The organism is Streptomyces sp. NPDC053493, assembly GCF_044544825.1.
Lineage (GTDB): Bacteria > Actinomycetota > Actinomycetes > Streptomycetales > Streptomycetaceae > Streptomyces.
The window spans coordinates 131,218-151,934 of record NZ_JBITXS010000005.1; the positions used below are offsets into that span (position 1 = coordinate 131,218).

The following is a 20,717-nucleotide window of genomic DNA, read 5'->3' on the forward strand; positions in this document are numbered from 1 at the left end:
CCTCCCTGGCGCTGCGGATGCACACTGGTGTAGACCAGTTGCGATAGGCTCCCGGAGGTCGCTGGAGGCAGGCCGCCGGTGATCGTCATCATTCGGCAGAACGGCGGTATGCGCGCGCGAGGTTGGGCCAACCGTGGGTTACCGTGACAAAGCGGACCATCGGTGCGCAGAACGAAGAGGGAGAGTCATATGGCCAGCAAGGCTGAGAAGATCGTCGCCGGCCTCGGCGGCATCGACAACATCGAAGAGGTCGAGGGCTGCATCACCCGCCTGCGCACCGAGGTCGTCAACCCCGCCCTGGTCGACGAGGCCGCGCTGAAGGCCGCCGGCGCCCACGGCGTCGTGAAGATGGGCACCGCCATCCAGGTCGTCATCGGCACCGACGCCGACCCGATCGCCGCCGACATCGAAGACATGATGTGACAGACCCGCAGTGAGCGCCGGCCACGGCCGGCACAAGGGGCCCGATCCGGCAGGGGAACGGGCCCCTTCGCCATGGAGCTAGGCTCGACACATGTCTCGCATCGACGGCCGTACCCCCGAACAGCTCCGCCCCGTCACCATCGAACGCGGTTGGAGCAAGCACGCCGAGGGCTCCGTCCTCATCTCCTTCGGCGACACCAAGGTCTTCTGCACCGCCTCCGTCACCGAAGGCGTGCCGCGCTGGCGCAAGGGCAGCGGCGAAGGCTGGGTGACCGGCGAGTACTCCATGCTGCCCCGCTCCACCAACACCCGCGGCGACCGCGAATCCGTCCGCGGCAAGATCGGCGGCCGCACCCACGAGATCTCCCGGCTCATCGGCCGCTCCCTGCGCGCCGTCATCGACTACAAGGCCCTCGGCGAGAACACCATCGTCCTCGACTGCGACGTCCTCCAGGCCGACGGCGGCACCCGCACCGCCGCCATCACCGGCGCCTACGTCGCCCTCGCCGACGCCGTCGCCTGGGCCCAGTCCAAGAAGCTCGTCAAGGCCGGCCGCAAGCCCCTCACCGGCACCGTCGCCGCCGTCTCCGTCGGCATCGTCGACGGCGTCCCGCTCCTCGACCTCTGCTACGAGGAGGACGTCCGAGCCGACACCGACATGAACGTCGTCTGCACCGGCGACGGCCGCTTCGTCGAGGTCCAGGGCACCGCCGAGGCCGAGCCCTTCGACCGCAAGGAACTCAACGCCCTCCTCGACCTCGCCTCCGGCGGCTGCGCCGAACTCGCCGAGATCCAGCGCAAGACCCTCGAGGGAACCCTCTAGCGACCGGACGACCCGGCACACCGGCCCTCCGGAACTTACCGAGCGGCGACTGCGTCCTTTACGACACGGGCGCACGGGTCATACCGTGCGCCCCGTCCACATGTCGTACGCACAGGGGGAGGACCCGAACGTGAAGCGCCGCCGCTCCATAGCACTCGCCGTCACCACGGCAGCAGCACTCAGCACACTCGTCGGCTGCGGGGCGCTCGACAAGGCCATGGACTGCGTCAAGACCGCCGACGCCATCGCCACCTCCGTCAGCAACCTCCAGCAGGCCGTCAGCAACGCCTCCAACGACCCGACGCAGATCGAAGAGGCCCTCACCAGCATCGACAACGAGCTGGGCAACCTCAAGAACACCACGGACAACGCCGACCTCTCCAAGGCCGTCGACGACCTCGACAAGGGCGTCGACTCGGTCCGCGCCGCCGTCAAGAACGGCGACACCACACCCGACCTCACGCCCGTCACCGACGCGGCCACCGAGATCGGCAAGGTCTGCACGCCCGGATAATCGGAGCATGACCCGTCTGATCCTCGCCACCCGCAACGCGGGCAAGATCACCGAACTCCACGCCATCCTCGCCGACGCGGGCCTCGACCTCGAACTCGTCGGCGCGGACGCGTATCCCGAGATCCCCGACGTCAAGGAAACCGGCGTCACCTTCGCCGAGAACGCCCTCCTCAAGGCCCACGCCCTCGCCCGGGCCACCGGCCTGCCCGCCGTCGCCGACGACTCCGGCCTCTGCGTCGACGTCCTCGGCGGCGCACCCGGCATCTTCTCCGCCCGCTGGTCCGGCACCCACGGCGACGACAAGGCCAACCTCGACCTGCTGCTGGCCCAGCTCTCCGACATCGACGACGCCCACCGCGGCGCCCACTTCGCCTGCGCCGCCGCCCTCGCCCTCCCCGACGGCACCGAACGCGTCGTCGAGGGCCGCATGCCCGGCACCCTGCGCCACGAGCCCGTCGGCACCCACGGCTTCGGCTACGACCCGATCCTCCAGCCCGAGGGCCACGACGTCACCTGCGCCCAGCTCACCCCGGCCGAGAAGAACGCCATCAGCCACCGCGGCAAGGCCTTCCGGGCCCTCGTGCCGGTGGTGCGGGAGCTGATCGGCTGAGCGAGGCACGCGAACGGCCCAGCGCTACGGTCCGCGCTGGGCCATTCGTACGGGTACGCCCGGTCGGATTCGAACCGACAGACACGACCACCTAAAGATCGCCGCTCAGCCCTTGGCGTACGGGCGCGTACACGATCCCTTACTTTACCCGCCGTCCTCCACGGCGCCAGGTGTTCGCGACCGCAGGGCAGTTGGGGCGGAGGAGACGCGGGTTCGCGAGACGCAGGGCGTCAGAACTTCGGCTCGGGGGCCTGGGCCATGACCAGTTCCGCGGCCTCCTCGTGGGTCTCCACCGCCGGCGGTGAACCCTCCAGCGGGCGGCGGGCCGTCTCCTTCATGCAGGCGACCGCGACCACGCCGACCAGGGCCGCGCCCATCGCGTAGTACGCGGGCATCAGGCTGCTGCCGGTCGCGCCGATCAGGGCCGTGATCACCAGGGGTGTCGTGCCGCCGAAGAGGGATGTGGAGACGTTGTAGCCCACCGACAGCGAGCCGTAGCGCAGATGGGTCGGGAAGAGCGCCGGCAGGGCCGCCGACATGGTGCCCAGCATGCAGAGCAGCGACAGGCCGAGCATCAGCATGCCCGCGGTGATCGCCACCACGCCGCCCTGGCCGATCAGCAGGAACGCGGGCAGCGACAGGAACAGGAAGCCCAGCATGCCGGCCATCAGGACCGGCTTGCGGCCGAAGCGGTCGTTCAGGTGCCCGACGCGGGTGATCAGCAGCATCATCAGGACCATGACCAGCAGCAGCACCAGCAGGCCGTGGGTCTCGCTGTAGCCGAGCTCGTCGGAGAGATAGGTCGGCATGTACGACAGCAGCATGTAGTCCGTGATGTTGTACGCGCCGACGAGCGCGACGCACAGCACCAGAGCCCGCCACTGCTCGCGGAAGATCTTGCCCAGGTCGCCCTTGGTCGTGGTCTCCACCGTGTCCGCCGCCTCCGAGGCGGGCGCCGACTCCGACTCCAGCTTCTGGAAGGCGGGCGTCTCGTCGAGCCGCATCCGCAGGTAGAGCCCGACCAGGCCCAGCGGTCCGGCCACCAGGAACGGCACCCGCCAGCCCCACGCCTCCATCGTGTCGGCGCCCAGCCACGCCGTGAGCGCGGTCACCAGACCGGCCGCGCCGACGTAGCCGGCCAGGGTGCCGAACTCCAGGAAGCTGCCGAAGTAGCCGCGCCGGCGGTCCGGCGCGTACTCGGCGATGAACGTCGACGCGCCGCCGTACTCGCCGCCCGTCGAGAAGCCCTGCACCATCCGCAGGAGGACCAGCAGCGCCGGCGCCCAGAAGCCGATGGAGGCGTACGACGGGATCAGGCCGATCGCGAAGGTGCCGAGCGCCATCAGGATCATGGTCAGGGCCAGGACCCGCTTGCGGCCCAGCCGGTCGCCCATCGGGCCGAAGACCATCCCGCCCAGCGGCCGGATCAGAAAGGCGACGGCGAACGTCGCGAACGAGGAGAGCAGCTGGACGGTGTCGTTGCCGGCCGGGAAGAAGACATGGCCGAGCGTCACGGCGAGATACGCGTAGACGCCGAAGTCGAACCACTCCATGGCGTTGCCGAGCGAGGCCGCCCGTACGGCCCGCCGGACCGCCGCCTCGTCGGTCACGGTGATGTCGGTACGGCGCAGCTTCGGCCGCTGCCGACGGGTGACGGCCCGGAACAGCCGGGGATGGCGCCGCAGGGCACCGGGATCGGCGGCGGCGTCGTGGTCGGGGGCCGGCATGGCCGTACGTCCTTTCGCTGGGGATGTTCCAGGAAGGACGTCTGCACGGTCATGCCGGGCACAAACGGAATCCGGCCGTGATTGCGACCCAGATCACGATCTCCGGGTGAGACGGGAGACGGGAGGCGGACCGGTCGGGCCGGCCGGGCCGACCGGTCCGTCGCCGGGTCAGGCCTCGATCTTCAGGTCCTTGAGGATCTTGGCGACGTGGCCGGTGGCCTTGACGTTGTAGAGGGCGCGCTCGACCTTGCCCTCCTCGTCGACGACGACGGTCGAGCGGATGACGCCCGTCACCGTCTTTCCGTAGAGCTTCTTCTCGCCGAAGGCGCCGTACGCCTCGAGCACCTTCTTCTCCGGGTCGCCGACCAGCGTGACCTTGAGGTTCTCCTTCTCGCGGAACTTCGCCAGCTTCTCCGGCTTGTCCGGTGACACGCCGATGACGTCGTAGCCCGCGCCGGCCAGCAGGTCCAGGTTGTCGGTGAAGTCGCAGGCCTGCTTGGTGCAGCCGGGCGTCAGGGCGGCCGGGTAGAAGTAGACGATGACCTTGCGGCCCTTGTGGTCCGCGAGCGAGACCTCGTTGCCGTCCGCGTCGGGCAGGGTGAAGGCGGGGGCGGTGTCGCCGGGCTGCAGTCGCTCGCTCATGGCTGGATCTCCTCGGGAATCTGCGCGTACGTCATGAGCCTAATGGGGGTCGGGGACGACCGGCGGGGCCGGAAGCTGACAGACTGTCTGTCAACGACCGGATCCACGACTACGGAGGCAGCGCGGTGTCGGACGCCAGGACCCCTGCGCAGATCGAGGCGGACATCGTCCGCCGGCGCGAGCAGCTCGCCGTCACTCTCGACGAGATCGGCATTCGGATGCACCCGAAGACGATCATCGGGGACGCGAAGGCCAAGGTGGCCGCCCAGGTCGACCACACCGCCGGCCGGGCGTTCGTCGCCGTGAACCGGGTCGTCTCGGACGTGAAGGCCCGCTTCACGCACGAGGACGGCGCGCCGCGTCTGGAGCGGGTGGTGCCCGTGGCGCTGGTCGCCGTCGCGCTGGTCGGGGTGATCGCCGCGTCCGCCCGCCGGGGCAGGCGGTGAGGTCGGGCCCGTCGCGGCTTCGTACGGCCCTTTCCGGTCCCGGGTACGGGCGACACGCCCGGGCAGGTAGGTTCGAACCGTGAGCGAGAACACGCACGACAAACTGCCCATCCGGATGCTCCACGACCGCGTCCTGGTCCGGACCGACTCTCCCGAGGGAGAGCGGCGCTCCGGCGGCGGCATCCTGATCCCGGCGACCGCCGCCGTCGGCCGCCGCCTTGCCTGGGCCGAGGTCGTCGCGGTCGGGCAGAACGTCCGGACCGTGGAGATCGGCGACCGCGTCCTGTACGACCCCGAGGACCGCGCCGAGGTCGAGGTGCGGGGCGTGGCGTACGTCCTGATGCGCGAGCGCGACCTGCACGCGGTCGCCGCCGACCGCTTCCAGGGCGCCTCGGACTCGACCGGGCTGTATCTGTAGGACAGCCGTAGGTGAGGGGCCGAAGGGCTGAAGGGCCGAAGGGTCCGGTGACCGGTGTCACCGGGCCCTTCGCCCGTTTTTTGCTAGCCTGGAATCACCCGACGAGACGCGCCGTACCGGGTCATACGACAAGACGACGCACCCCTGTTGTTCCGTCTCGCGGAGGTGTTCGTCGTCATGGCCTGGGTTCTTCTCGTGGTCGCGGGTCTGCTCGAGGTCGGCTGGTCGATCGGCATGAAGTACACCGACGGGTTCACCCGTCTGTGGCCGAGCGTGCTCACCGGCGCCGGGATCGTGGCCTCGATGATGCTGCTCTCGCAGGCCGCCAAGACCCTTCCCATCGGTACCGCCTACGGCGTGTGGGTCGGCATCGGCGCGGCCGGGGCGGCGGTGCTCGGCATGGTGGTGCTCGGTGAGCCGGCGACCGCCGCCCGGATCTTCTTCGTCTGTCTGCTGTTGGTGGCCGTGGTGGGCCTCAAGGCGACCTCGGGCCACTGAGCGGTCCGGCCGCGACGCCGGCGGGCCTCACGGCGACGTCGGGCCACTGAGCGGCCTGGCCGGGCCGCCGGCCGGGTCGGTGACGGCCGGGTCGGTGACCGGAGGTCCGGCCGCGGGGCCGTCGCCGCCCGGGCCCGGCCCGGCGGCCGGATCGCCCGCCTGGCCCACGCCCGCCTGGCCCGGGGCCGCCGGGGCGCTGCCCGCCGGGCCCGTGCCCGACGGCGGCGGTCCGGCCGGCAGCGGCGCGGCCTCCTGCGCCGGGACCTGGACCGGATCGCGGCCCGGGTCACCCGGCTGCCGCGGATCCGGCGCCCGCTCGACCCGGCTGCGCGCGTCCTCCCGTACCGTCGCGTCGTCCCGTACCGCCGGCTTCGGCGCCGACGGCCGCGGACGTCCCAGGCCCGGCGCGCCCGGCCTGCGCCCGCCCGGCCCCTCGTATCCCTCCACCTCGTCCGCGAAGTCCGGCGGCCAGGCCTCCGGCGGCGGCTCCTCGGCGCCCGGCATCAGCCGCAGGTCGAAGTCCTTCGGCGCGACTCCGGCCAGCGCCTCGCGCGTGAACTGGCCCCAGATCTCGGCCGGCGCGCCGCCTCCGTTGATCCGCGGCAGCCCCAGTGCCCCGTACAGCGGCAGCTGCCGGCCCGTCTCCGGGTCCTGGCCCATCATCGCGACGACGGTCGCGAGCTCGGGCGTGTACCCGGCGAACCAGGCCGCCTTGTCGTCCTCCGCCGTGCCCGTCTTGCCCGCCGCCGGCCGTCCGGCCGCGAGCGCCGCCGTGCCCGTGCCGCCCTCGACCACACCGCGCAGCACGGAGGTGGTGGTGTCGGCGGCCTCGCGGCCGACGGCCTGACCCTCCCCGTCGGCCGGCAGCGCGAACTCCTCGCCGTCCCGGCCGATCTTCTCCACCAGCGTGTACGGACTGTGCCGGCCGTGGTTGGCGAGCGTGGCGTAGGCCCGCGCGAGGTCCAGGACGCTCGCCGTGGCCGGGCCGAGCGCGATGGACGGCGAGGCGGTCAGGTCGGGCGTCCGGCGCGGCAGCCCGAGCGCCACCGCCGTGTCACGGACCCGGGCCGGGCCGACGTCGACCGCCATCTGCGCGTACACCGCGTTCACCGACTGGTCGGTGGCGGCCCGCACGGTGATGTCGCCGAAGCTGGTGTCGTCCTCGTTGGCCGGGTCGTAGACGGCGCCGTTCCAGCCCTGCACCGGGCGGCGGTTGTCGCCGTCGTAGAGGGTGTTCGGGGTGATCCGCTCGCCCTCCTGCGTCTGGGCGCCCTCCTGGAGCGCGGCGGCGAGCACGAACGGCTTGAAGGTGGAGCCGACCTGGTAGTCGCGGCGGGTGGCGTTGTTGACGAACTGCCGGGTGTAGTCGATGCCGCCGTAGAGGGCGACGACCCGGCCGCTCGCCGGTTCGACGGCCGCGCCGCCGACCCGTACGTACCGGTCGGCGGGACGGCGCTCCGGGTCGAGCTTGGCGGTGACGTGCTCCTCGACGGCCCGCACGAAGGCGTCCTGCTTGGCCCGCTCCAGCGTCGTGGTGATCCGGAAGCCGCCGGCCGCCAGGGTCTTCTCGTCGACGATGCCGTGCTCGGTGAGGTACTGCTCGACGGCCTGGACCAGATAGCCGCGCTGGCCGGAGAGCCCGGCGGAGGGCCGCACGGCGTGCGGGGCGGGGAAGACGGCGGCGGCGCGGGCGGCGGGCGGGAGCCAGCCCTCCTTGACCATGCCGTCGAGGACGTAGTGCCAGCGGGCCAGCGCGCGCGCCCGGTTCTCGGGGTGGGTGGCCACGTCATAGGCGTTGGGGGAGTTGAGGAGCGAGGCGAGGTACGCGCCTTCGGCGGTGTCGAGGTCCTTGGCGTCCTTGCCGTAGTAGGCGCGGGCGGCGGCCTGGATGCCGTACGCGTTGCGCCCGAAGTAACTGGTGTTCAGGTAGCCCTCGAGGATCTCGTCCTTGGTCTTCTCGCGGCCCAGCTTGAGTGCGATGAAGAACTCCTTCGCCTTGCGGGTGAGGGTCTGCTCCTGGCCCAGGTAGTAGTTCTTGACGTACTGCTGGGTGATGGTGGAGCCGGACTGGCGGCCCTTGCCGGTGAGGGTGTTCCAGGTGGCGCGGACCATCGCCCGCGGGTCGACGGCCGGCGAGGTGCGGAAGTCGCGCTCCTCGGCGGCGAGGACGGCGTGCCGGACGCCGAGCGGGACGCGCGCCAGGCTGACGTTCTCGCGGTCGACCTCGCCGGCCCGCGCGATCTGGGTGCCGTCGCGGTAGAGGAAGAGGTTGGACTGGGCGACGGCGGTGGCGTTGGCGGCCGGGACGTCCACGAGGAGGTAGCCGGCGACGAGGCCGCCGAGGAGGAGCAGGGCGAGGAGGACGACGAGGCCGAACAGCCGCCGCAGCAGGCGCCGCAGACGGCGGCGGCGCGGCGGCGGGGCGGGGACGGTCGGGTCCCGCGGCTCCCAGGTGGCCGGTTCGGGCGGCAGGGCCTCGTTCGCGCCGGAGGGCATACCGGATGAAGGGGACATAGGACCATATCCTGCCTCCGCCGGGCGGAAAAACCGGTCGCGACGGCCCGGGAGATCCCACTAACGTCGTGCGCTTTGGTGCTTTCGGTGCCGGACATCGGGAGGAGCGGGAGGCAGCATGCTGCGGCTCTACGCGACGGTCGCCGCGGGTGGTTTCAGGCGCCATGCCACCTACCGGGTGGCCACGGCGGCCGGCGTGTTCACCAACACGGTCTTCGGCTTCATCCTGTCGTACACCTATATGGCCCTCTGGGACGCGCGGCCCGGCCTCGCCGGATACGGCATGGGTGACGCCCTCGCCTATGTGTGGATCGGCCAGGCGCTGATCACCGTGTGCGGACTGATGGGCGGCGGTTTCGAGGACGAACTGATCGAAAGGATCAGGACCGGCGACATCGCGGTCGACCTCTACCGGCCGGCCGACCTCCAGACCTGGTGGTTCGCGGCCAACCTCGGCCGTTCGGCCTACCAGCTGCTCGGCCGGGGCGTCGCCCCGATGCTCTTCGGCGCCCTCGTCTTCGACCTGACGCTGCCGGACAGCCCCTGGACCTGGCTCGCCTTCCTCGGCGCCGTGGCGCTCGGCTCGGTCGTCAGCTTCGCCATCTGGTACCTCGTCGCGCTGAGCGCGTTCTGGCTGCTCGACGGCCAGGGCGTGGTCCAGGTCGCCTGGCTCGGCGGCCTGTTCTTCTCCGGGATGCTGCTGCCGCTGGGCGTCTTCCCGGGCGCGCTGGGCGAGCTGGCGCGACGGCTGCCCTGGGCCTCGATGCTCCAGATGCCGGCGGACGTGTACCTGGGGCGGTACGAGGGGTGGGAACTGGCCGGCGCGTACGCGTTCCAGGCCGGCTGGGCGGTCGTCCTGCTCGCGGCGGGCCGGGCGGTCCAGTCGGCGGCGACGAGGAAGGTGGTGGTGCAGGGTGGCTGAATCGCCGACGGGTGGGTTTTCGGGCGTGGCGGGTGAGTCCGGCGGCCTGGCGGACGCGGCGGGCGCGGCGGGCGAGCGGAGTGTGGCGGGCGACCAGGGTGTCGCCGGCGAGCCGGGCGGGTCGTGGTCCGCGTACCGTACGGCGCGCGAGTCCTGGTCCGCGTACCGTACGGCGCGCGAGTCCTGGCCCGCGTACCGTACGGCGCGCGAGGCCTGGCGTACCTACCGCCTGGTGGCGGGCATGTGGATCCGCTCCACCCTCACCTACCGCTCCTCCTTCGCGCTCACCCTCCTCTCCTCCTTCACCGTCACCCTCTTCGACTTCGTCGTCATCATCCTGATGTTCGGTCAGGTGCGGGGCCTCGGCGGCTTCTCCTTCCCCGAGGTCGCCTTCCTCTACGGCACGACCGGGACCTCCTTCGGGCTCGCCGACCTCGTCATGGGCTCGCTGCCGAGGATGGGCAAACGGGTGCGCGACGGCTCCCTCGACACCTTCCTGCTGCGGCCCGCCCCGGTCCTCGCCCAGGTCGCCGCCGACCGCTTCGCGCTGCGGCGGCTCGGACGCCTGCTGCAGGGCCTGTTCGTCCTCGGCTGGGGCCTGGTGCTGCTCGACGGGGTGACGTGGACGCCGCTGACGGTGCTCATGGTGCCGGTGATGCTGCTGAGCGGGGCGCTGATCTTCGCCGCGGTGATGGTGGTGGGCGCGTCCGCGCTGTTCTGGATGCAGGACGCGGCCGAGGTCACCAACTCGTTCACGTACGGCGGCAACACGCTGCTCCAGTACCCGCCGACGATCTTCGCCCAGGACCTGGTGCGGGGAGTCGTCTACGTCGTACCGCTCGCCTTCGTCAACTGGCTGCCCGCCCTCCACGTACTCGGCCGGCCGATGCCGGCCGGCGTGCCGCGGTGGACGGCGTTCGCGTCACCGGCGGTGGCGGTCGTGTGCTGCGCGGTGGCGGCGTGGGCGTGGCGGACGGGCCTGCGGGCGTACCGATCGACAGGAAGCTGAGAGACCGACATGCCCTTCGACGACAGGCCCTTCGACGACATGCCTGGTGGCGACAAGCCCTTCATCGAACTGGACGCCCTGGAGAAGACCTTCACCGTCCGCCGCAAGGCGGGCCTCCTGCGCCGCGAGAAGCGGGAGGTCCGGGCGGTCGACGGCATCTCCTTCACCGTCGAGCGCGGCGAGATGGTCGGCTACATCGGCCCCAACGGCGCCGGGAAGTCCACCACCATCAAGATGCTCACCGGCATCCTCACCCCGAGCGGCGGCCGGCTGCGCGTCGCCGGCATCGACCCGTCCCGCGAACGCGCCCGGCTCGCCCGGCGCATCGGCGTCGTCTTCGGCCAGCGCACCACCCTGTGGTGGGACCTGCCGCTGCGCGACTCGTACACCCTCGTCCACCGGATGTACCGCATCCCCGACGACCGCTACGCCGCGAACCTCGCCCGCTGCGTCGACCTCCTCGACCTGGGCGACCTGCTCGACGTACCCGTACGGCAGCTGTCCCTCGGCCAGCGGATGCGCGGCGACATCGCGGCGGCGCTGCTGCACGACCCGGACGTGCTGTACCTGGACGAGCCGACGATCGGCCTCGACGTCGTGTCGAAGGCGAAGGTCCGCGACTTCCTGCGCGAACTCAACGCCTCGCGCGGCACGACGGTCCTGCTGACCACCCACGACCTGACCGACATCGAGCAGCTGTGCTCGCGCGTCATGGTCATCGACCACGGCCGGCTGATGTACGACGGCGAACTCGCCGGCCTGCATGCGGTCGGCGAGAGCGAACGGCTGCTGGTGGTCGACCTGGAGCGCGAACTGCCGCCGGTCACCGACGTGCCCGGCGCCCGTTTCGTACGGGCCGAAGGGCCCCGCCAGTGGCTCGCGTTTCCCGCCTCGGCCTCGGCGGCGCCGCTGGTGGCGGCGGTCGCGGCGGCGTACCCGTTGGTGGACCTGTCGGTGCGGGAACCCGACATCGAGGCGGTGATCGCGAAGATGTACGGAGGAGTGTCCGAGGGCGCGTCGGGGGAGGCGTCCGGGGGAACTCCGCGCGCGGTTCGGGAGTCACTGAGGTAGGGAGGTGAGGTGATGGTCAGCTTCACGTACACGGCGGCGGACGCGGAGAAGAGCAGGGGCGTCCGGCGCATGAAGGCGCTGGCGACGGGCCTGCTGGCCCTGGTGGCGGCGATCTACGCCCTGGCGACCTGGGCGAAGGCCTCGGACGCCGGCGCGTGGGCGGGCTATGTGGCGGCCGCGGCGGAGGCCGGCATGGTCGGCGCGCTGGCCGACTGGTTCGCCGTGACGGCGCTGTTCCGCCGCCCGCTGGGCCTGCCCATCCCGCACACCGCGATCATCCCCACCAAGAAGGACCAGCTGGGCGCCTCGCTCGGCTCCTTCGTCGGCGAGAACTTCTTGTCCGCCGACGTCGTACGGGGCAGGCTGCGCGGTTTCCGCATCGCGAGCCGCCTCGGCACCTGGCTCGCCGACCCGGCCCACGCCGACCGGGTGACGTCGGAACTGGCGGCGGCCCTGCGCGGCGCCCTGACGGTGCTGCGCGACTCCGACGTGCAGGCCATCGTGAGCGAGGCGGTCACCCGGCGGGCGGAGGCCGCGGAAGTGGGCCCGGCGCTGGGCAAGACGCTCGGCCGGCTGGTGTCCGACGGCGCCCACCACAGGGCCGTGGACCTGGTGTGCGCCCGGGCGCACGACTGGCTGGTGACGCACGGCGACTCCGTCATGGAGGCCGTCCAGGGCGGCGCGCCCGGCTGGACGCCGCGCTTCGTCGACCGACGCGTCGGCGAACGCGTCTACAAGGAACTGCTCCGCTTCGTCACCGAGATGCGGGACATGCCCGCCCACCCGGCGCGCGGCGCCATCGACCGCTTCCTGACGGACTTCGCCGCCGACCTGCAGGCCGACACCGACACCCGCGCGCGCGTGGAGCGGCTGAAGTCCGACCTGCTGGCGCGGCCCGAGATCCAGGACGTCATCGCCTCCGTCTGGTCCTCGCTCCGCTCGATGATCCTGGCCGCGGCCGAGGACGACCAGAGCCAGCTCCGCCGCCGCGCCCGCGCCTCCCTGATCTCCCTGGGCCAGCGCCTGGCCGGCGACGCCCGCCTCCAGGAGAAGGTCGAGGGCTGGTCGGAGGACGCCGCGGCGTACGTGGTCACGACCTACCGCGGCGAGATCACCTCACTGATCACCGACACGGTCGCCGGCTGGGACGCCACCCAGACCTCCCGCAAGATCGAGGCCAACATCGGCCGCGACCTCCAGTTCATCCGCATCAACGGCACGGTGGTCGGCGCCCTCGCCGGCCTCCTCATCTACACGATCAGCCACGCCCTCGGCGGATGACGGCCCTCAGGGCTCACCCCGCCTTCCGGGTCACCGCCCAGGAGGCGGCGGCCATCCCGCCGGCCACCGAGAACACCGCGGGCCACGCCCCGATCTTCTTCGCGAGCGGATGCGACCCGGCGAACGCGGCCACGTACGCCCCACCGAGCCCCGCGGCCACCTTCCCACCCCCCACCCGCTGCCACTCCCGCGCCGCCACCCCGCCCGCCACAGCGAGCACCACACCCCCGAGCGCCCGCTTCTTGGTCCACCGAGCGACGGCATATCCACCGACGAGCCCGGCGGCGGCGATGAGGGGGGAGGGGGTGCGGGGCATGTGTGTCCCTTTCATCGGGCGGCGAAGGCATCAAATGTCGCCGAGTGATCAATATTTGGCCAGCGATGGCCGAATGATCGCCGCTGCGGCCAAATGGGTTCGTTTTCTTGGCAACATGTTCGCATGGCTGCGTATAGAGCTGTCTTTGGGCACATCGAGGACGTCCTTCCTGGGACTCATTACGACTCGCGCAAGGACGTCAAGGAAGCCGGCCTCCACAAGGAGGAGCAGGCGGGCATCTCGTGGGGACGAGACAGCGAAGGGCGCCGCGTGGCCGACGCCATCGTCTTGAACAACGGCTACGAGGACGATCGTGATGGCTGGGACGAAATCCTCTATACGGGAGCCGGCGGCCGTAACCCCAACACGGGCCGGCAGGTGGCCGATCAGGACTGGGAGAACGCAGGCAACGACGGCCTTCGCAACAGCAGGCTGTTCGGCCATGCCGTACGGGTGATCAGGGGGTCGGCAGGTGACCCTGACTTCTCGCCTGAGAAGGGATATCGCTACGACGGGCTGTATCGAGTCGTCGAGGACATGGAAGAGACCGGCAGCGCCGGCTTTCGGATCCTTCGGTTCAGGCTGAAGCGACTGGGCGAGGAAAAGCAGGAGTTGACGCCTCTTGAGCAGCAGTTCGACGAGGTCATCCATGGCGAAGCGCCGCGCAGGACGACGACGGTGGAGCGCATCGTGCGGGACACGGCGGTCGTCCGCAGAGTGAAGCAGTGGTACCGGCACCGTTGCCAGATATGCCGGGAAGCGGTGCCGGTGGGGCCCGACGGCAAGAGCTACGCGGAAGGGGCCCACATTCAGGCCCTTGGCCCGGTCGGCGGTCCGGACATAGAGGGCAATGTGCTGTGCCTCTGCCCGAATTGCCATATTCGGCTGGATCGCGGCGCTCTCTATCTGACCGACACCCTTGACGTGGTGGATCGATTCGCTGCGACGGAGACGTCCGCGATCAGCCCGCTCTGGACCGTTCCGGAGCACCGCATCAAGGCGCGGTTCGCCCGCGCGCACCGTCGATTCTGGAAGATCCTCGACTCCATGCCCTAGCGGAGAGTCAGAAAGGGGCGGCCTCCACCAAGGAGGCCGCCCCTTTCTTCGTGCAGGCTCGGTCGAGCTGTGCCTAGGCCTGCGCCCACGCCCAGGCCCTGCGCCTACACGTCCGCGCCGTGGCACCGGCCGTACGTGCGGCCCGAGCCGCACCAGCAGGGGGCCGTGCGGGGTGGGGGCCAGGGGGTGGCGCGGCCGCGGGCGGCGAGGGTGGTGGTGTATTGGGGGAGGAGGTCCGGGTTGGCCGGGGAGGAGGACTCGGAGGCGGCGAAGGCCTCGTAGGAGGGGACCGTGGCCGGGACGATGCCCAGGTTCGGGGTGCCGGACTGGGCGAGTTCGCGCAGGGAGGCCTCGATGTCGGTGAGGTGGGCCCGGTACGTCGGGTACTCCGCCTCCAGCTCGGGGTAGGCCGCGAGGAGCTCGTCCAGTTCGGCTTCCGGCCAGTGGAGGACGGCGACCGGGAAGGGGCGGGAGAGGGCGGTGCGGTAGGAGCCCAGCTCGGAGCGGAGGCGGGTGATCTCGGCCTGGAGCTCGGCCGGGTCGGAGGAGCCGAGGGCCCACAGGCGCTTGGGGTCGTGCAGCTCGTCCAGCGGGACGTCGGCCGTGTGGAGCCGGTCCGCGAGGAGGTCGTGGTCGTCGTGCGGGAGCGCCAGCATGCGGCGCACGCGGTGGCGGCCGGACAGCAGGGACTGGAGGGCGTAGGAGACCTCGTCGGTGGAGGTCACCAGCAGACCGGTCGCCTCCGTGAAGGTCGCCTCCGCGTCCTCCAGCTCGTCGTGGGCCTCCAGCGTCTCCGCGACGATCTCCCACGGCGCCGGCTCCGCCGGGCGGGCGCGCCGGACGCCCTCGATGATGGCCCGGGCCTCGGCCTCGTGGCCGTACTCCCAGAGGTTCGCCGCCTTCAGTGACCTGATCAGGAGCGGGTCGGCCGGGTCGGCGTCGAGCAACGAGTCGTACAGGGTCGTCGCCCGCTCGCGGTCGCCCGCCAGCTCCAGGTGCGCCGCCGCGCGCAGCAGCAGCGGTTCGCGGTCCTCCGGGTACTGCCCCGCGGTGCGGAGCAGACGCTCGGCTTCGGTGGTGTGATCGGCAGGCATGTCGGCGCGCATGCCGACCACCGTACTGCTGTACGCCCCTGGAGAGTTGGCGCATGAGCGCTTATCGTGCCCGGCGTGCGGGCCAGGGTGCGGGATCGTGTTCCGGTGGTCGTGCAGGCGCGGCGGGGCCGCGGGCCGGCCGCCCGGCTGCTGTGGGGCTGCGCCGAAACCTTCGTCACCTGCGGTGTTCTCGTTCTTCTGCTGGTCGTCCACCAGCTCTGGTGGACCAACGAGCAGGCCCGCGCCGAGGCCGGACGGCAGGTGCGCAACCTCGAGCGGGCGTGGGATTCGTCTCCCGGCCCGACGGCCGCCCCGGAGCCCGTTCCGCGTCCCGCACCGGCTTCCACCACGGCGCCCACCCCCGCTCCCACCGGTCCTCCCGACCCGACGGTCGCGCCGGCCGTTCCGGCCGACGAGCCGTCCGCCGACGGGCCCGCCTACGCCGTCCTGCGCATCCCGCGCCTCGGCCTCACCGTTCCCGTCGCCGCCGGCGTCAGCCGGCGCTCCGTGCTCGACCGCGGCTTCGCCGGGCACTATCCCGGCACCGCCCAGCCCGGCCGGACCGGCAACTTCGCCCTCGCCGGGCACCGCAACACCCACGGCGAGCCCTTCCGCCACATCAACCGGCTCCGGCCCGGCGACACGCTCACCGTGCGGACCCGCGAGGCCACGTTCACCTACCGCGTCGACCGGGTCCTGCCCGAGACCTCGGCACGCGACAGCGGAGTCATCGCGCCCGTTCCCCGGTCCCTCTACAAGCCGTCCTACGGATACGACGAGCCCGGCGCCTATCTCACGCTCACCACCTGCACGCCCGAGTTCACCTCGCGCTACCGGCTGGTCGTGTGGGCGAAGCTCGTCGCGTGACCGCCACCGTCGCCGTCGCTGCCACCGCCCCCGCTACCCCCTAGTGGCGGCCGGCGCCGGGCCGGGACACGGCGAGGGTGAGGGCCGCGCCGGCGAGGCCGAGGGCGGCCGACGCCACCAGGGCCACGTCGGCGCCCGCCGTCGCCAGCGCGAGGGAGAGGGCCACGCCCGCCGAGGAGCCGATGTAGCGGGCGGTGTTGTTGGCGCCGGAGCCCATCGCGGCCCGCTCCCGCGGCACGGAGTCCACGGCGAGCCGCGGCAGCGCCGCGTTCAGCAGGCCGCTGCCCGCGCCCGCCACGACCAGGCCCGGCAGGAGCCGGAGCACCCCCGCGCCGAAGCCCGAGCCGGACCCCGCGCCGGACCCCGCGCCGTCCAGCGCGCCGAACAGCGCGAGGACGCCGGCCGTCGAGAGGACGAAGCCCAGGGCCAGTTGGTACGCGGCGGACATCCGGCCCGCCAGGCGGCGGGCCTGCAGCGCCACCAGGAACGCCGTGCCCGACCACAGGAGGAACAGCCACGCGGTGGTGAGCGGCGCCATGCCCGCGCCGCGCTGGAGCAGGGCCGGCAGCACGCTGAAGAAGCCGATCACCGCGAGGCCGGTGAACAGCGCTCCCGCCGTGGCCGCCCGGAACGCCGGCCGCCGGAACAGCGCCAGGTCGATCATCGGCGCCCGGCCGCGCCGCTCCACCCGTACGAACAGGGCCGTCAGCGCCGCCGCGGCGAGCAGCAGCAGCCCCACGGGCGGACGCAGCCAGCCGTCCCGGCCGAGGGTGAGCGCGGTGAGCAGCGCGGCCAGGGCCAGGCCGAGGGTGACGGATCCGGCGATGTCGGGGCGGCCCTGGCGCGGGGCGCGGGACTCGGCGAGCGTACGGGTGCCGAGCGCGGCGGCGGCCAGGGTGGCGGCCGCGAGGACCTCGTAGGTCCAGCGCCAGTCGGCCACGCTGCTGAGGGTGCCCGCGAGCACCGGGCCCAGCGCGATGCCCGCGCTGACGAACGCGCCCCACACACCGGTCGCCCTGATCCGTGCCGCGCCGCCCGGGTACGCGTGGGCCAGCAGGCCCAGGCTGGCCGCGAGTACGGCGGCGCTCGCCGCGCCCTGGGCGATGCGGGCGAGGGTGAAGGTGAGGGTGGTGGTGGCGAGGCCGCCGAGGCCGGTGGTGAGGCCGAGGGCGACGGTGCCGAGGAGGAAGACCCGGCGGCGCCCGTGGTCGTCGGCGAGGCTGCCGGCCACGAGGAGGAGGACGGCGAGTCCGAGCGGCGTGCCGTTGAGCAGCCAGGCCTGCGCGGACGCCGGTGTGCCGAAGGCGGCGGCCGTGGCGGGCAGGGTGAGCATCGGCGCCGTGTAGTTCATCAGCGTGAGGGCGGTGGCGGCGCTGGTGACGGCGAGCGTCGCGCCGGGGCGGGGCCGGGGCTGGGGTCGGGGCCGGGGTCGGGGCCGGATGCGGGCCCCTGGCCGAGGAGGCTCGGCCACGGTGGTGGCGGTGAGCGGGCGTCCGGGAGCGGGTTCGGGCGGCGGCGTGGCGGGCATGGCGGGACCTCGACCTCCGTAGGTTCGTTCATTGAACCTTGAGTGGAGTTCCCACCGTAGCAGCCATGGTTCATTCATTGAACCCAGCCCGGTTACACTCGTCCCCATGGCCCTCGGCAAGGACTACGCGACCCAGCAGTGCTCCATCGCCCGCGCCCTCGAAGTCATCGGCGAGCGCTGGACCCTCCTCGTCGTGCGCGACGCCTTCTACGGCGTCCGCCGCTACAACGACTTCCTCGTCCACCTCGGCGCCCCGCGCGCCGTCCTCGCCGGCCGCCTCCAGGCCCTCGTCGAGGCCGGAGTCCTGGACAGGCGTCGCTACCAGGAGTCGCCGCCGCGCGACGAGTACGTGCTCACCGAGCGCGGCATCGCCCTCTGGCCGGTCCTGCGCTCCCTCGGACTCTGGGGCCGCGAGGCCCTGCCCGGCGCCCTGCCGATGCGCCACTTCCACCACGCCGACTGCGGCACCGAGGTCGGCCCGTACGGCGAGTGCCCGGCCTGCCGGCGGGCCGTGCACCCCGCCGACATCGAGATGCGGCCCGGCGCCGGACTCGACCCGGACCCCGCCGACCCGGTCAGCCGCGCCCTGCTCGCGCCCCGCCGGCTTCTCGTACCGCTGGAACTCTCCGAGCCCGCGAAGCGTCCTGTATAACGGTCGATGGACGGTGAGCCGGACGATACGGACATCGGACGGTACGGACATCGGCCGGTACGGACGGGCGATTCGAACATCGGACGGTGCGGAACACCGGACGACTCGGAAGGAGGAAGAGATGGTCGGCAAGACGCTGCTGCGCGTGCTCGCACCGCTCCTCTTCCTCCTCGCCCTCGTCGACTTCCTGCTCTCCGACGGCGCCGGCACCGGCGCGGGCCTCTCCGCCGCCTTCGCGCTCGCCGCGACGGCCTTCGTCTGCGCCCTGATCGGCGCCGGTACGGCCCCGCCCGTACCGCCCACCCGCGTCCGCACCGCCCTGCGCGACCGCGCCCGGCGCACCGCCTTCCTGCCGCAACGCGACCCCGACGCCTCGGGCCGCCGCAGGCCCCGAGCGCCCGGCCGTCTCCTCCCGACGGCCGCGTAAGGGCACCTCGCACCCCGGCAGTTCTCTTCTGCTCTCTCCTGCTTCCGGCGTGCTCACCTGCTCCTTCCCGCTCTTCACGCGGTTCCGTCCTGCCGACGATCTCCTGTCTTTCTCCGGCACGACGAGACCCCACGGAGGGCTCCCATGTCCGTTTTCGCCTCGCTGGTCGAGCACCTCGCCGATCTGCTCCAGCCGCTGTTCGCCACCGCCTCCACCGCCGCCGCCATCGTGCTCTTCACCATGGCCGTACGGCTCGCGATCCACCCGCTCTCCCGGGCCGCCGCCCGCGGCCAGAAGGCCCGCACCCGGCTCGCCCCGCAGCTCGCCGAACTCCGCAAGAAGCACGCGAAGAACCCCGAGCGGCTGCAGAAGGCGGTCATGGAGCTGCACGCCAAGGAGAAGGTGTCGCCCTTCGCCGGCTGCCTGCCGAGCCTGCTCCAGGCACCCGCCTTCTTCCTGATGTTCCACCTCTTCTCCAGCGGCCGGATGGCCGGGCACAGCCTCTTCGCCGCCCCGCTCGGCGCCCGCTACACCGACGCCCTCTCCCACGGCGGCGTCCTCGGCCCGGCCGGCCTCGTCTACCTCGCGCTGTTCGCGCTCGTGGCCGCCGTCGCCACGTACAACTACGTGCGGACGAAGCGGCAGCAGGCCCTCGCCCCGGCCCCGGCGATCGCTCCCGACCAGCCGGGTGCCGCCCTGACGACGGCCATGACCAAGTACCTGCCGCTGCTGTCCTTCGCGACCCTGATCTCGGTCGCCGTCGTCCCGCTCGCCGCCGCGCTCTACATCGTCACCAGCACCACCTGGTCGGCCGTCGAGCGGGCCTTCCTCTACCGGGACATGCCCGCGGCCGGCGCACTGGTTACCGCCGCGTAAGGGTCCAGGGTGTGAACGGGGTCTTGCAGAGTGACCCGTTGTCTTGGAGGATCGACCAATCCTCCGATGGCCGCACTCCATCGGCCGGGGCTCATCACGGCCCGCTCCCCGGGCCACCTCGACCACAGGGAGAAGACCATGAAGCTGCTGCGTGTCGGCCCGGCGGGGGCCGAGCGCCCCGCCCTCCTCGACCAGGACGGGACGCTGCGCGACCTGTCCGCGCTGGTCGACGACATCGACGGCAGTCTGCTCGCCGACGGAGCCGCGCTCGACCGCATCCGCGCCGCGCTCGGCGCGGGCGTGCTGCCCGCGCTCGACCCGGCCGGGCTGCGGATCGGCCCGCCGGTCGGACGGATCGGCAAGGTCGTGTGCATCGGGCTGAACTACCACGGTCACGCGGCGGAGGTCGGCGCCGCGATCCCGGAGGAGCCGGTCGTCTTCCTGAAAGCCGCCGACACCGTCGTCGGCCCGGACGACACCGTGCTCGTACCGCGCGGCTCGGTCAAGACCGACTGGGAGGTCGAGCTGGCGATCGTGATCGGCCGCACCGCCCGCTACCTGGAGACCGACGAGGAGGCCCTCGCCCACGTCGCCGGCTACGCCCTCGCCCACGACGTCTCCGAGCGCGAGTTCCAGATCGAGCGCGGCGGCACCTGGGACAAGGGCAAGAACTGCGAGACCTTCAACCCGCTGGGCCCGTGGCTGGTCACCGCCGACGAGGTGCCCGACCCGCAGGACCTCGGTCTGAAACTGTGGGTCAACGGCGAGCTGAAGCAGGACGGCCACACCTCCGACCAGATCTTCGCGGTCGCCGAGGTGGTCCGTTACGTCAGCCGCTTCATGACGCTGTACCCGGGCGACATCATCAACACCGGTACGCCGGCGGGCGTGGCCATGGGCCAGCCGGAGCCCAAGCCGTACCTGCGGCCCGGCGACGTCGTCGAGCTGGAGATCGAGGGCCTCGGGCGCCAGCGCCAGGAGCTCAAGAGCGCCTGAGCCGCTC

General features: G+C 72.2%; 23 protein-coding genes, 1 tRNA gene and 1 riboswitch. Of the genes, 17 read left to right on the plus strand and 7 right to left on the minus strand.

All coding sequences use genetic code 11. The features are described 5' to 3' along the window. The first annotated feature begins 189 nt into the window (after nucleotides 1–189). The 4 genes from ACIGO8_RS16830 to rdgB all read left to right on the plus strand — a co-directional run bounded on the left by ACIGO8_RS16830 (nucleotide 190) and on the right by rdgB (nucleotide 2,370). Nucleotides 190–423 carry a glucose PTS transporter subunit EIIB gene (locus ACIGO8_RS16830; protein ID WP_399730412.1) on the plus strand — a complete coding sequence of 78 codons (234 nt, stop codon included), beginning with the start codon at nucleotides 190–192 and terminating at the stop codon, nucleotides 421–423. A 91-nt stretch (nucleotides 424–514) separates the two neighbouring features. Next, nucleotides 515–1,246 (plus strand): ribonuclease PH, encoded by a 732-nt coding sequence (gene rph / locus ACIGO8_RS16835; protein WP_399730415.1) that lies wholly within the window; start codon nucleotides 515–517, stop codon nucleotides 1,244–1,246. Nucleotides 1,247–1,346: 100 nt separating this feature from the next. Further along, nucleotides 1,347–1,760, plus strand: a complete 414-nt coding sequence (locus ACIGO8_RS16840) for a hypothetical protein (protein WP_399730418.1) — start codon at nucleotides 1,347–1,349, stop codon at nucleotides 1,758–1,760. A 7-nt stretch (nucleotides 1,761–1,767) separates the two neighbouring features. Beyond that, the gene (gene rdgB / locus ACIGO8_RS16845) at nucleotides 1,768–2,370 is read left to right on the plus strand and encodes an RdgB/HAM1 family non-canonical purine NTP pyrophosphatase (RefSeq protein WP_399730421.1); all 603 of its coding nucleotides are present in this window, start codon (nucleotides 1,768–1,770) and stop codon (nucleotides 2,368–2,370) included. A 54-nt stretch (nucleotides 2,371–2,424) separates the two neighbouring features. On the opposite strand, the gene ACIGO8_RS16850 is transcribed toward rdgB, so the two are convergent. The 3 genes from ACIGO8_RS16850 to bcp all read right to left on the minus strand — a co-directional run bounded on the left by ACIGO8_RS16850 (nucleotide 2,425) and on the right by bcp (nucleotide 4,739). Further along, a tRNA-Leu gene (locus ACIGO8_RS16850) sits at nucleotides 2,425–2,497 on the minus strand. A 103-nt stretch (nucleotides 2,498–2,600) separates the two neighbouring features. Beyond that, complete coding sequence (gene proP / locus ACIGO8_RS16855; RefSeq protein ID WP_399730424.1) at nucleotides 2,601–4,097, minus strand: glycine betaine/L-proline transporter ProP; 1,497 nt, start codon at nucleotides 4,095–4,097, stop codon at nucleotides 2,601–2,603. A gap of 168 nt (nucleotides 4,098–4,265) precedes the next feature. Further along, complete coding sequence (bcp, locus tag ACIGO8_RS16860; RefSeq protein ID WP_399730426.1) at nucleotides 4,266–4,739, minus strand: thioredoxin-dependent thiol peroxidase; 474 nt, start codon at nucleotides 4,737–4,739, stop codon at nucleotides 4,266–4,268. 125 nt (nucleotides 4,740–4,864) lie between these two features. Here bcp and ACIGO8_RS16865 point away from each other — a divergent pair, with 125 nt between their 5' ends. The 3 genes from ACIGO8_RS16865 to ACIGO8_RS16875 all read left to right on the plus strand — a co-directional run bounded on the left by ACIGO8_RS16865 (nucleotide 4,865) and on the right by ACIGO8_RS16875 (nucleotide 6,101). Further along, nucleotides 4,865–5,185, plus strand: coding sequence for a DUF3618 domain-containing protein (locus ACIGO8_RS16865; RefSeq protein WP_399730429.1), 321 nt, complete (start codon nucleotides 4,865–4,867; stop codon nucleotides 5,183–5,185). A gap of 79 nt (nucleotides 5,186–5,264) precedes the next feature. Continuing rightward, entirely contained in the window at nucleotides 5,265–5,603 is a 339-nt protein-coding gene (locus tag ACIGO8_RS16870; RefSeq protein WP_399730430.1) for a GroES family chaperonin, read from the plus strand. A 73-nt stretch (nucleotides 5,604–5,676) separates the two neighbouring features. After that, nucleotides 5,677–5,746, plus strand: a riboswitch (guanidine-III (ykkC-III) riboswitch). Between the two features lie 34 nt (nucleotides 5,747–5,780). Next, entirely contained in the window at nucleotides 5,781–6,101 is a 321-nt protein-coding gene (locus ACIGO8_RS16875; RefSeq protein ID WP_086831901.1) for a multidrug efflux SMR transporter, read from the plus strand. A gap of 27 nt (nucleotides 6,102–6,128) precedes the next feature. On the opposite strand, the gene ACIGO8_RS16880 is transcribed toward ACIGO8_RS16875, so the two are convergent. Beyond that, entirely contained in the window at nucleotides 6,129–8,615 is a 2,487-nt protein-coding gene (locus ACIGO8_RS16880; protein ID WP_399730434.1) for a transglycosylase domain-containing protein, read from the minus strand. Nucleotides 8,616–8,736: 121 nt separating this feature from the next. Between ACIGO8_RS16880 and ACIGO8_RS16885 the strand changes: the two genes are divergently transcribed. From ACIGO8_RS16885 to ACIGO8_RS16900, 4 genes are all read left to right on the plus strand, one after another. After that, a complete protein-coding gene (locus ACIGO8_RS16885) occupies nucleotides 8,737–9,537 on the plus strand; it encodes an ABC transporter permease (protein WP_399731285.1) in 801 nt (266 codons plus the stop codon). A 241-nt stretch (nucleotides 9,538–9,778) separates the two neighbouring features. Then, nucleotides 9,779–10,546 carry an ABC transporter permease gene (locus tag ACIGO8_RS16890; RefSeq protein WP_399731288.1) on the plus strand — a complete coding sequence of 256 codons (768 nt, stop codon included), beginning with the start codon at nucleotides 9,779–9,781 and terminating at the stop codon, nucleotides 10,544–10,546. A gap of 9 nt (nucleotides 10,547–10,555) precedes the next feature. After that, nucleotides 10,556–11,617 (plus strand): ATP-binding cassette domain-containing protein, encoded by a 1,062-nt coding sequence (locus ACIGO8_RS16895; RefSeq protein ID WP_399730437.1) that lies wholly within the window; start codon nucleotides 10,556–10,558, stop codon nucleotides 11,615–11,617. A 12-nt stretch (nucleotides 11,618–11,629) separates the two neighbouring features. Next, complete coding sequence (locus ACIGO8_RS16900) at nucleotides 11,630–12,898, plus strand: DUF445 domain-containing protein (protein ID WP_399730439.1); 1,269 nt, start codon at nucleotides 11,630–11,632, stop codon at nucleotides 12,896–12,898. A 13-nt stretch (nucleotides 12,899–12,911) separates the two neighbouring features. Here the strand turns inward: ACIGO8_RS16900 and ACIGO8_RS16905 are convergent, their stop codons facing one another. Then, entirely contained in the window at nucleotides 12,912–13,214 is a 303-nt protein-coding gene (locus ACIGO8_RS16905; RefSeq protein WP_399730441.1) for a hypothetical protein, read from the minus strand. Between the two features lie 123 nt (nucleotides 13,215–13,337). Here ACIGO8_RS16905 and ACIGO8_RS16910 point away from each other — a divergent pair, with 123 nt between their 5' ends. Further along, nucleotides 13,338–14,270, plus strand: coding sequence for a YDG/SRA domain-containing protein (locus tag ACIGO8_RS16910; protein ID WP_399730444.1), 933 nt, complete (start codon nucleotides 13,338–13,340; stop codon nucleotides 14,268–14,270). Nucleotides 14,271–14,374: 104 nt separating this feature from the next. On the opposite strand, the gene ACIGO8_RS16915 is transcribed toward ACIGO8_RS16910, so the two are convergent. Beyond that, nucleotides 14,375–15,376 carry an SEC-C metal-binding domain-containing protein gene (locus ACIGO8_RS16915; RefSeq protein ID WP_399730447.1) on the minus strand — a complete coding sequence of 334 codons (1,002 nt, stop codon included), beginning with the start codon at nucleotides 15,374–15,376 and terminating at the stop codon, nucleotides 14,375–14,377. A gap of 63 nt (nucleotides 15,377–15,439) precedes the next feature. Between ACIGO8_RS16915 and ACIGO8_RS16920 the strand changes: the two genes are divergently transcribed. Next, complete coding sequence (locus ACIGO8_RS16920) at nucleotides 15,440–16,231, plus strand: class E sortase (RefSeq protein ID WP_399730450.1); 792 nt, start codon at nucleotides 15,440–15,442, stop codon at nucleotides 16,229–16,231. 40 nt (nucleotides 16,232–16,271) lie between these two features. Here the strand turns inward: ACIGO8_RS16920 and ACIGO8_RS16925 are convergent, their stop codons facing one another. Continuing rightward, nucleotides 16,272–17,759 (minus strand): MFS transporter, encoded by a 1,488-nt coding sequence (locus tag ACIGO8_RS16925; protein ID WP_399730452.1) that lies wholly within the window; start codon nucleotides 17,757–17,759, stop codon nucleotides 16,272–16,274. Nucleotides 17,760–17,865: 106 nt separating this feature from the next. Here ACIGO8_RS16925 and ACIGO8_RS16930 point away from each other — a divergent pair, with 106 nt between their 5' ends. The 4 genes from ACIGO8_RS16930 to ACIGO8_RS16945 all read left to right on the plus strand — a co-directional run bounded on the left by ACIGO8_RS16930 (nucleotide 17,866) and on the right by ACIGO8_RS16945 (nucleotide 20,710). Further along, nucleotides 17,866–18,411 carry a winged helix-turn-helix transcriptional regulator gene (locus tag ACIGO8_RS16930; protein ID WP_399730454.1) on the plus strand — a complete coding sequence of 182 codons (546 nt, stop codon included), beginning with the start codon at nucleotides 17,866–17,868 and terminating at the stop codon, nucleotides 18,409–18,411. Nucleotides 18,412–18,532: 121 nt separating this feature from the next. Beyond that, nucleotides 18,533–18,838 carry a DUF6412 domain-containing protein gene (locus ACIGO8_RS16935; RefSeq protein ID WP_399730456.1) on the plus strand — a complete coding sequence of 102 codons (306 nt, stop codon included), beginning with the start codon at nucleotides 18,533–18,535 and terminating at the stop codon, nucleotides 18,836–18,838. Nucleotides 18,839–18,982: 144 nt separating this feature from the next. After that, nucleotides 18,983–19,714 (plus strand): YidC/Oxa1 family membrane protein insertase, encoded by a 732-nt coding sequence (locus ACIGO8_RS16940; protein ID WP_399730458.1) that lies wholly within the window; start codon nucleotides 18,983–18,985, stop codon nucleotides 19,712–19,714. A 138-nt stretch (nucleotides 19,715–19,852) separates the two neighbouring features. Next, nucleotides 19,853–20,710 (plus strand): fumarylacetoacetate hydrolase family protein, encoded by an 858-nt coding sequence (locus ACIGO8_RS16945; protein WP_399730459.1) that lies wholly within the window; start codon nucleotides 19,853–19,855, stop codon nucleotides 20,708–20,710. Nucleotides 20,711–20,717 lie beyond the last annotated feature (7 nt).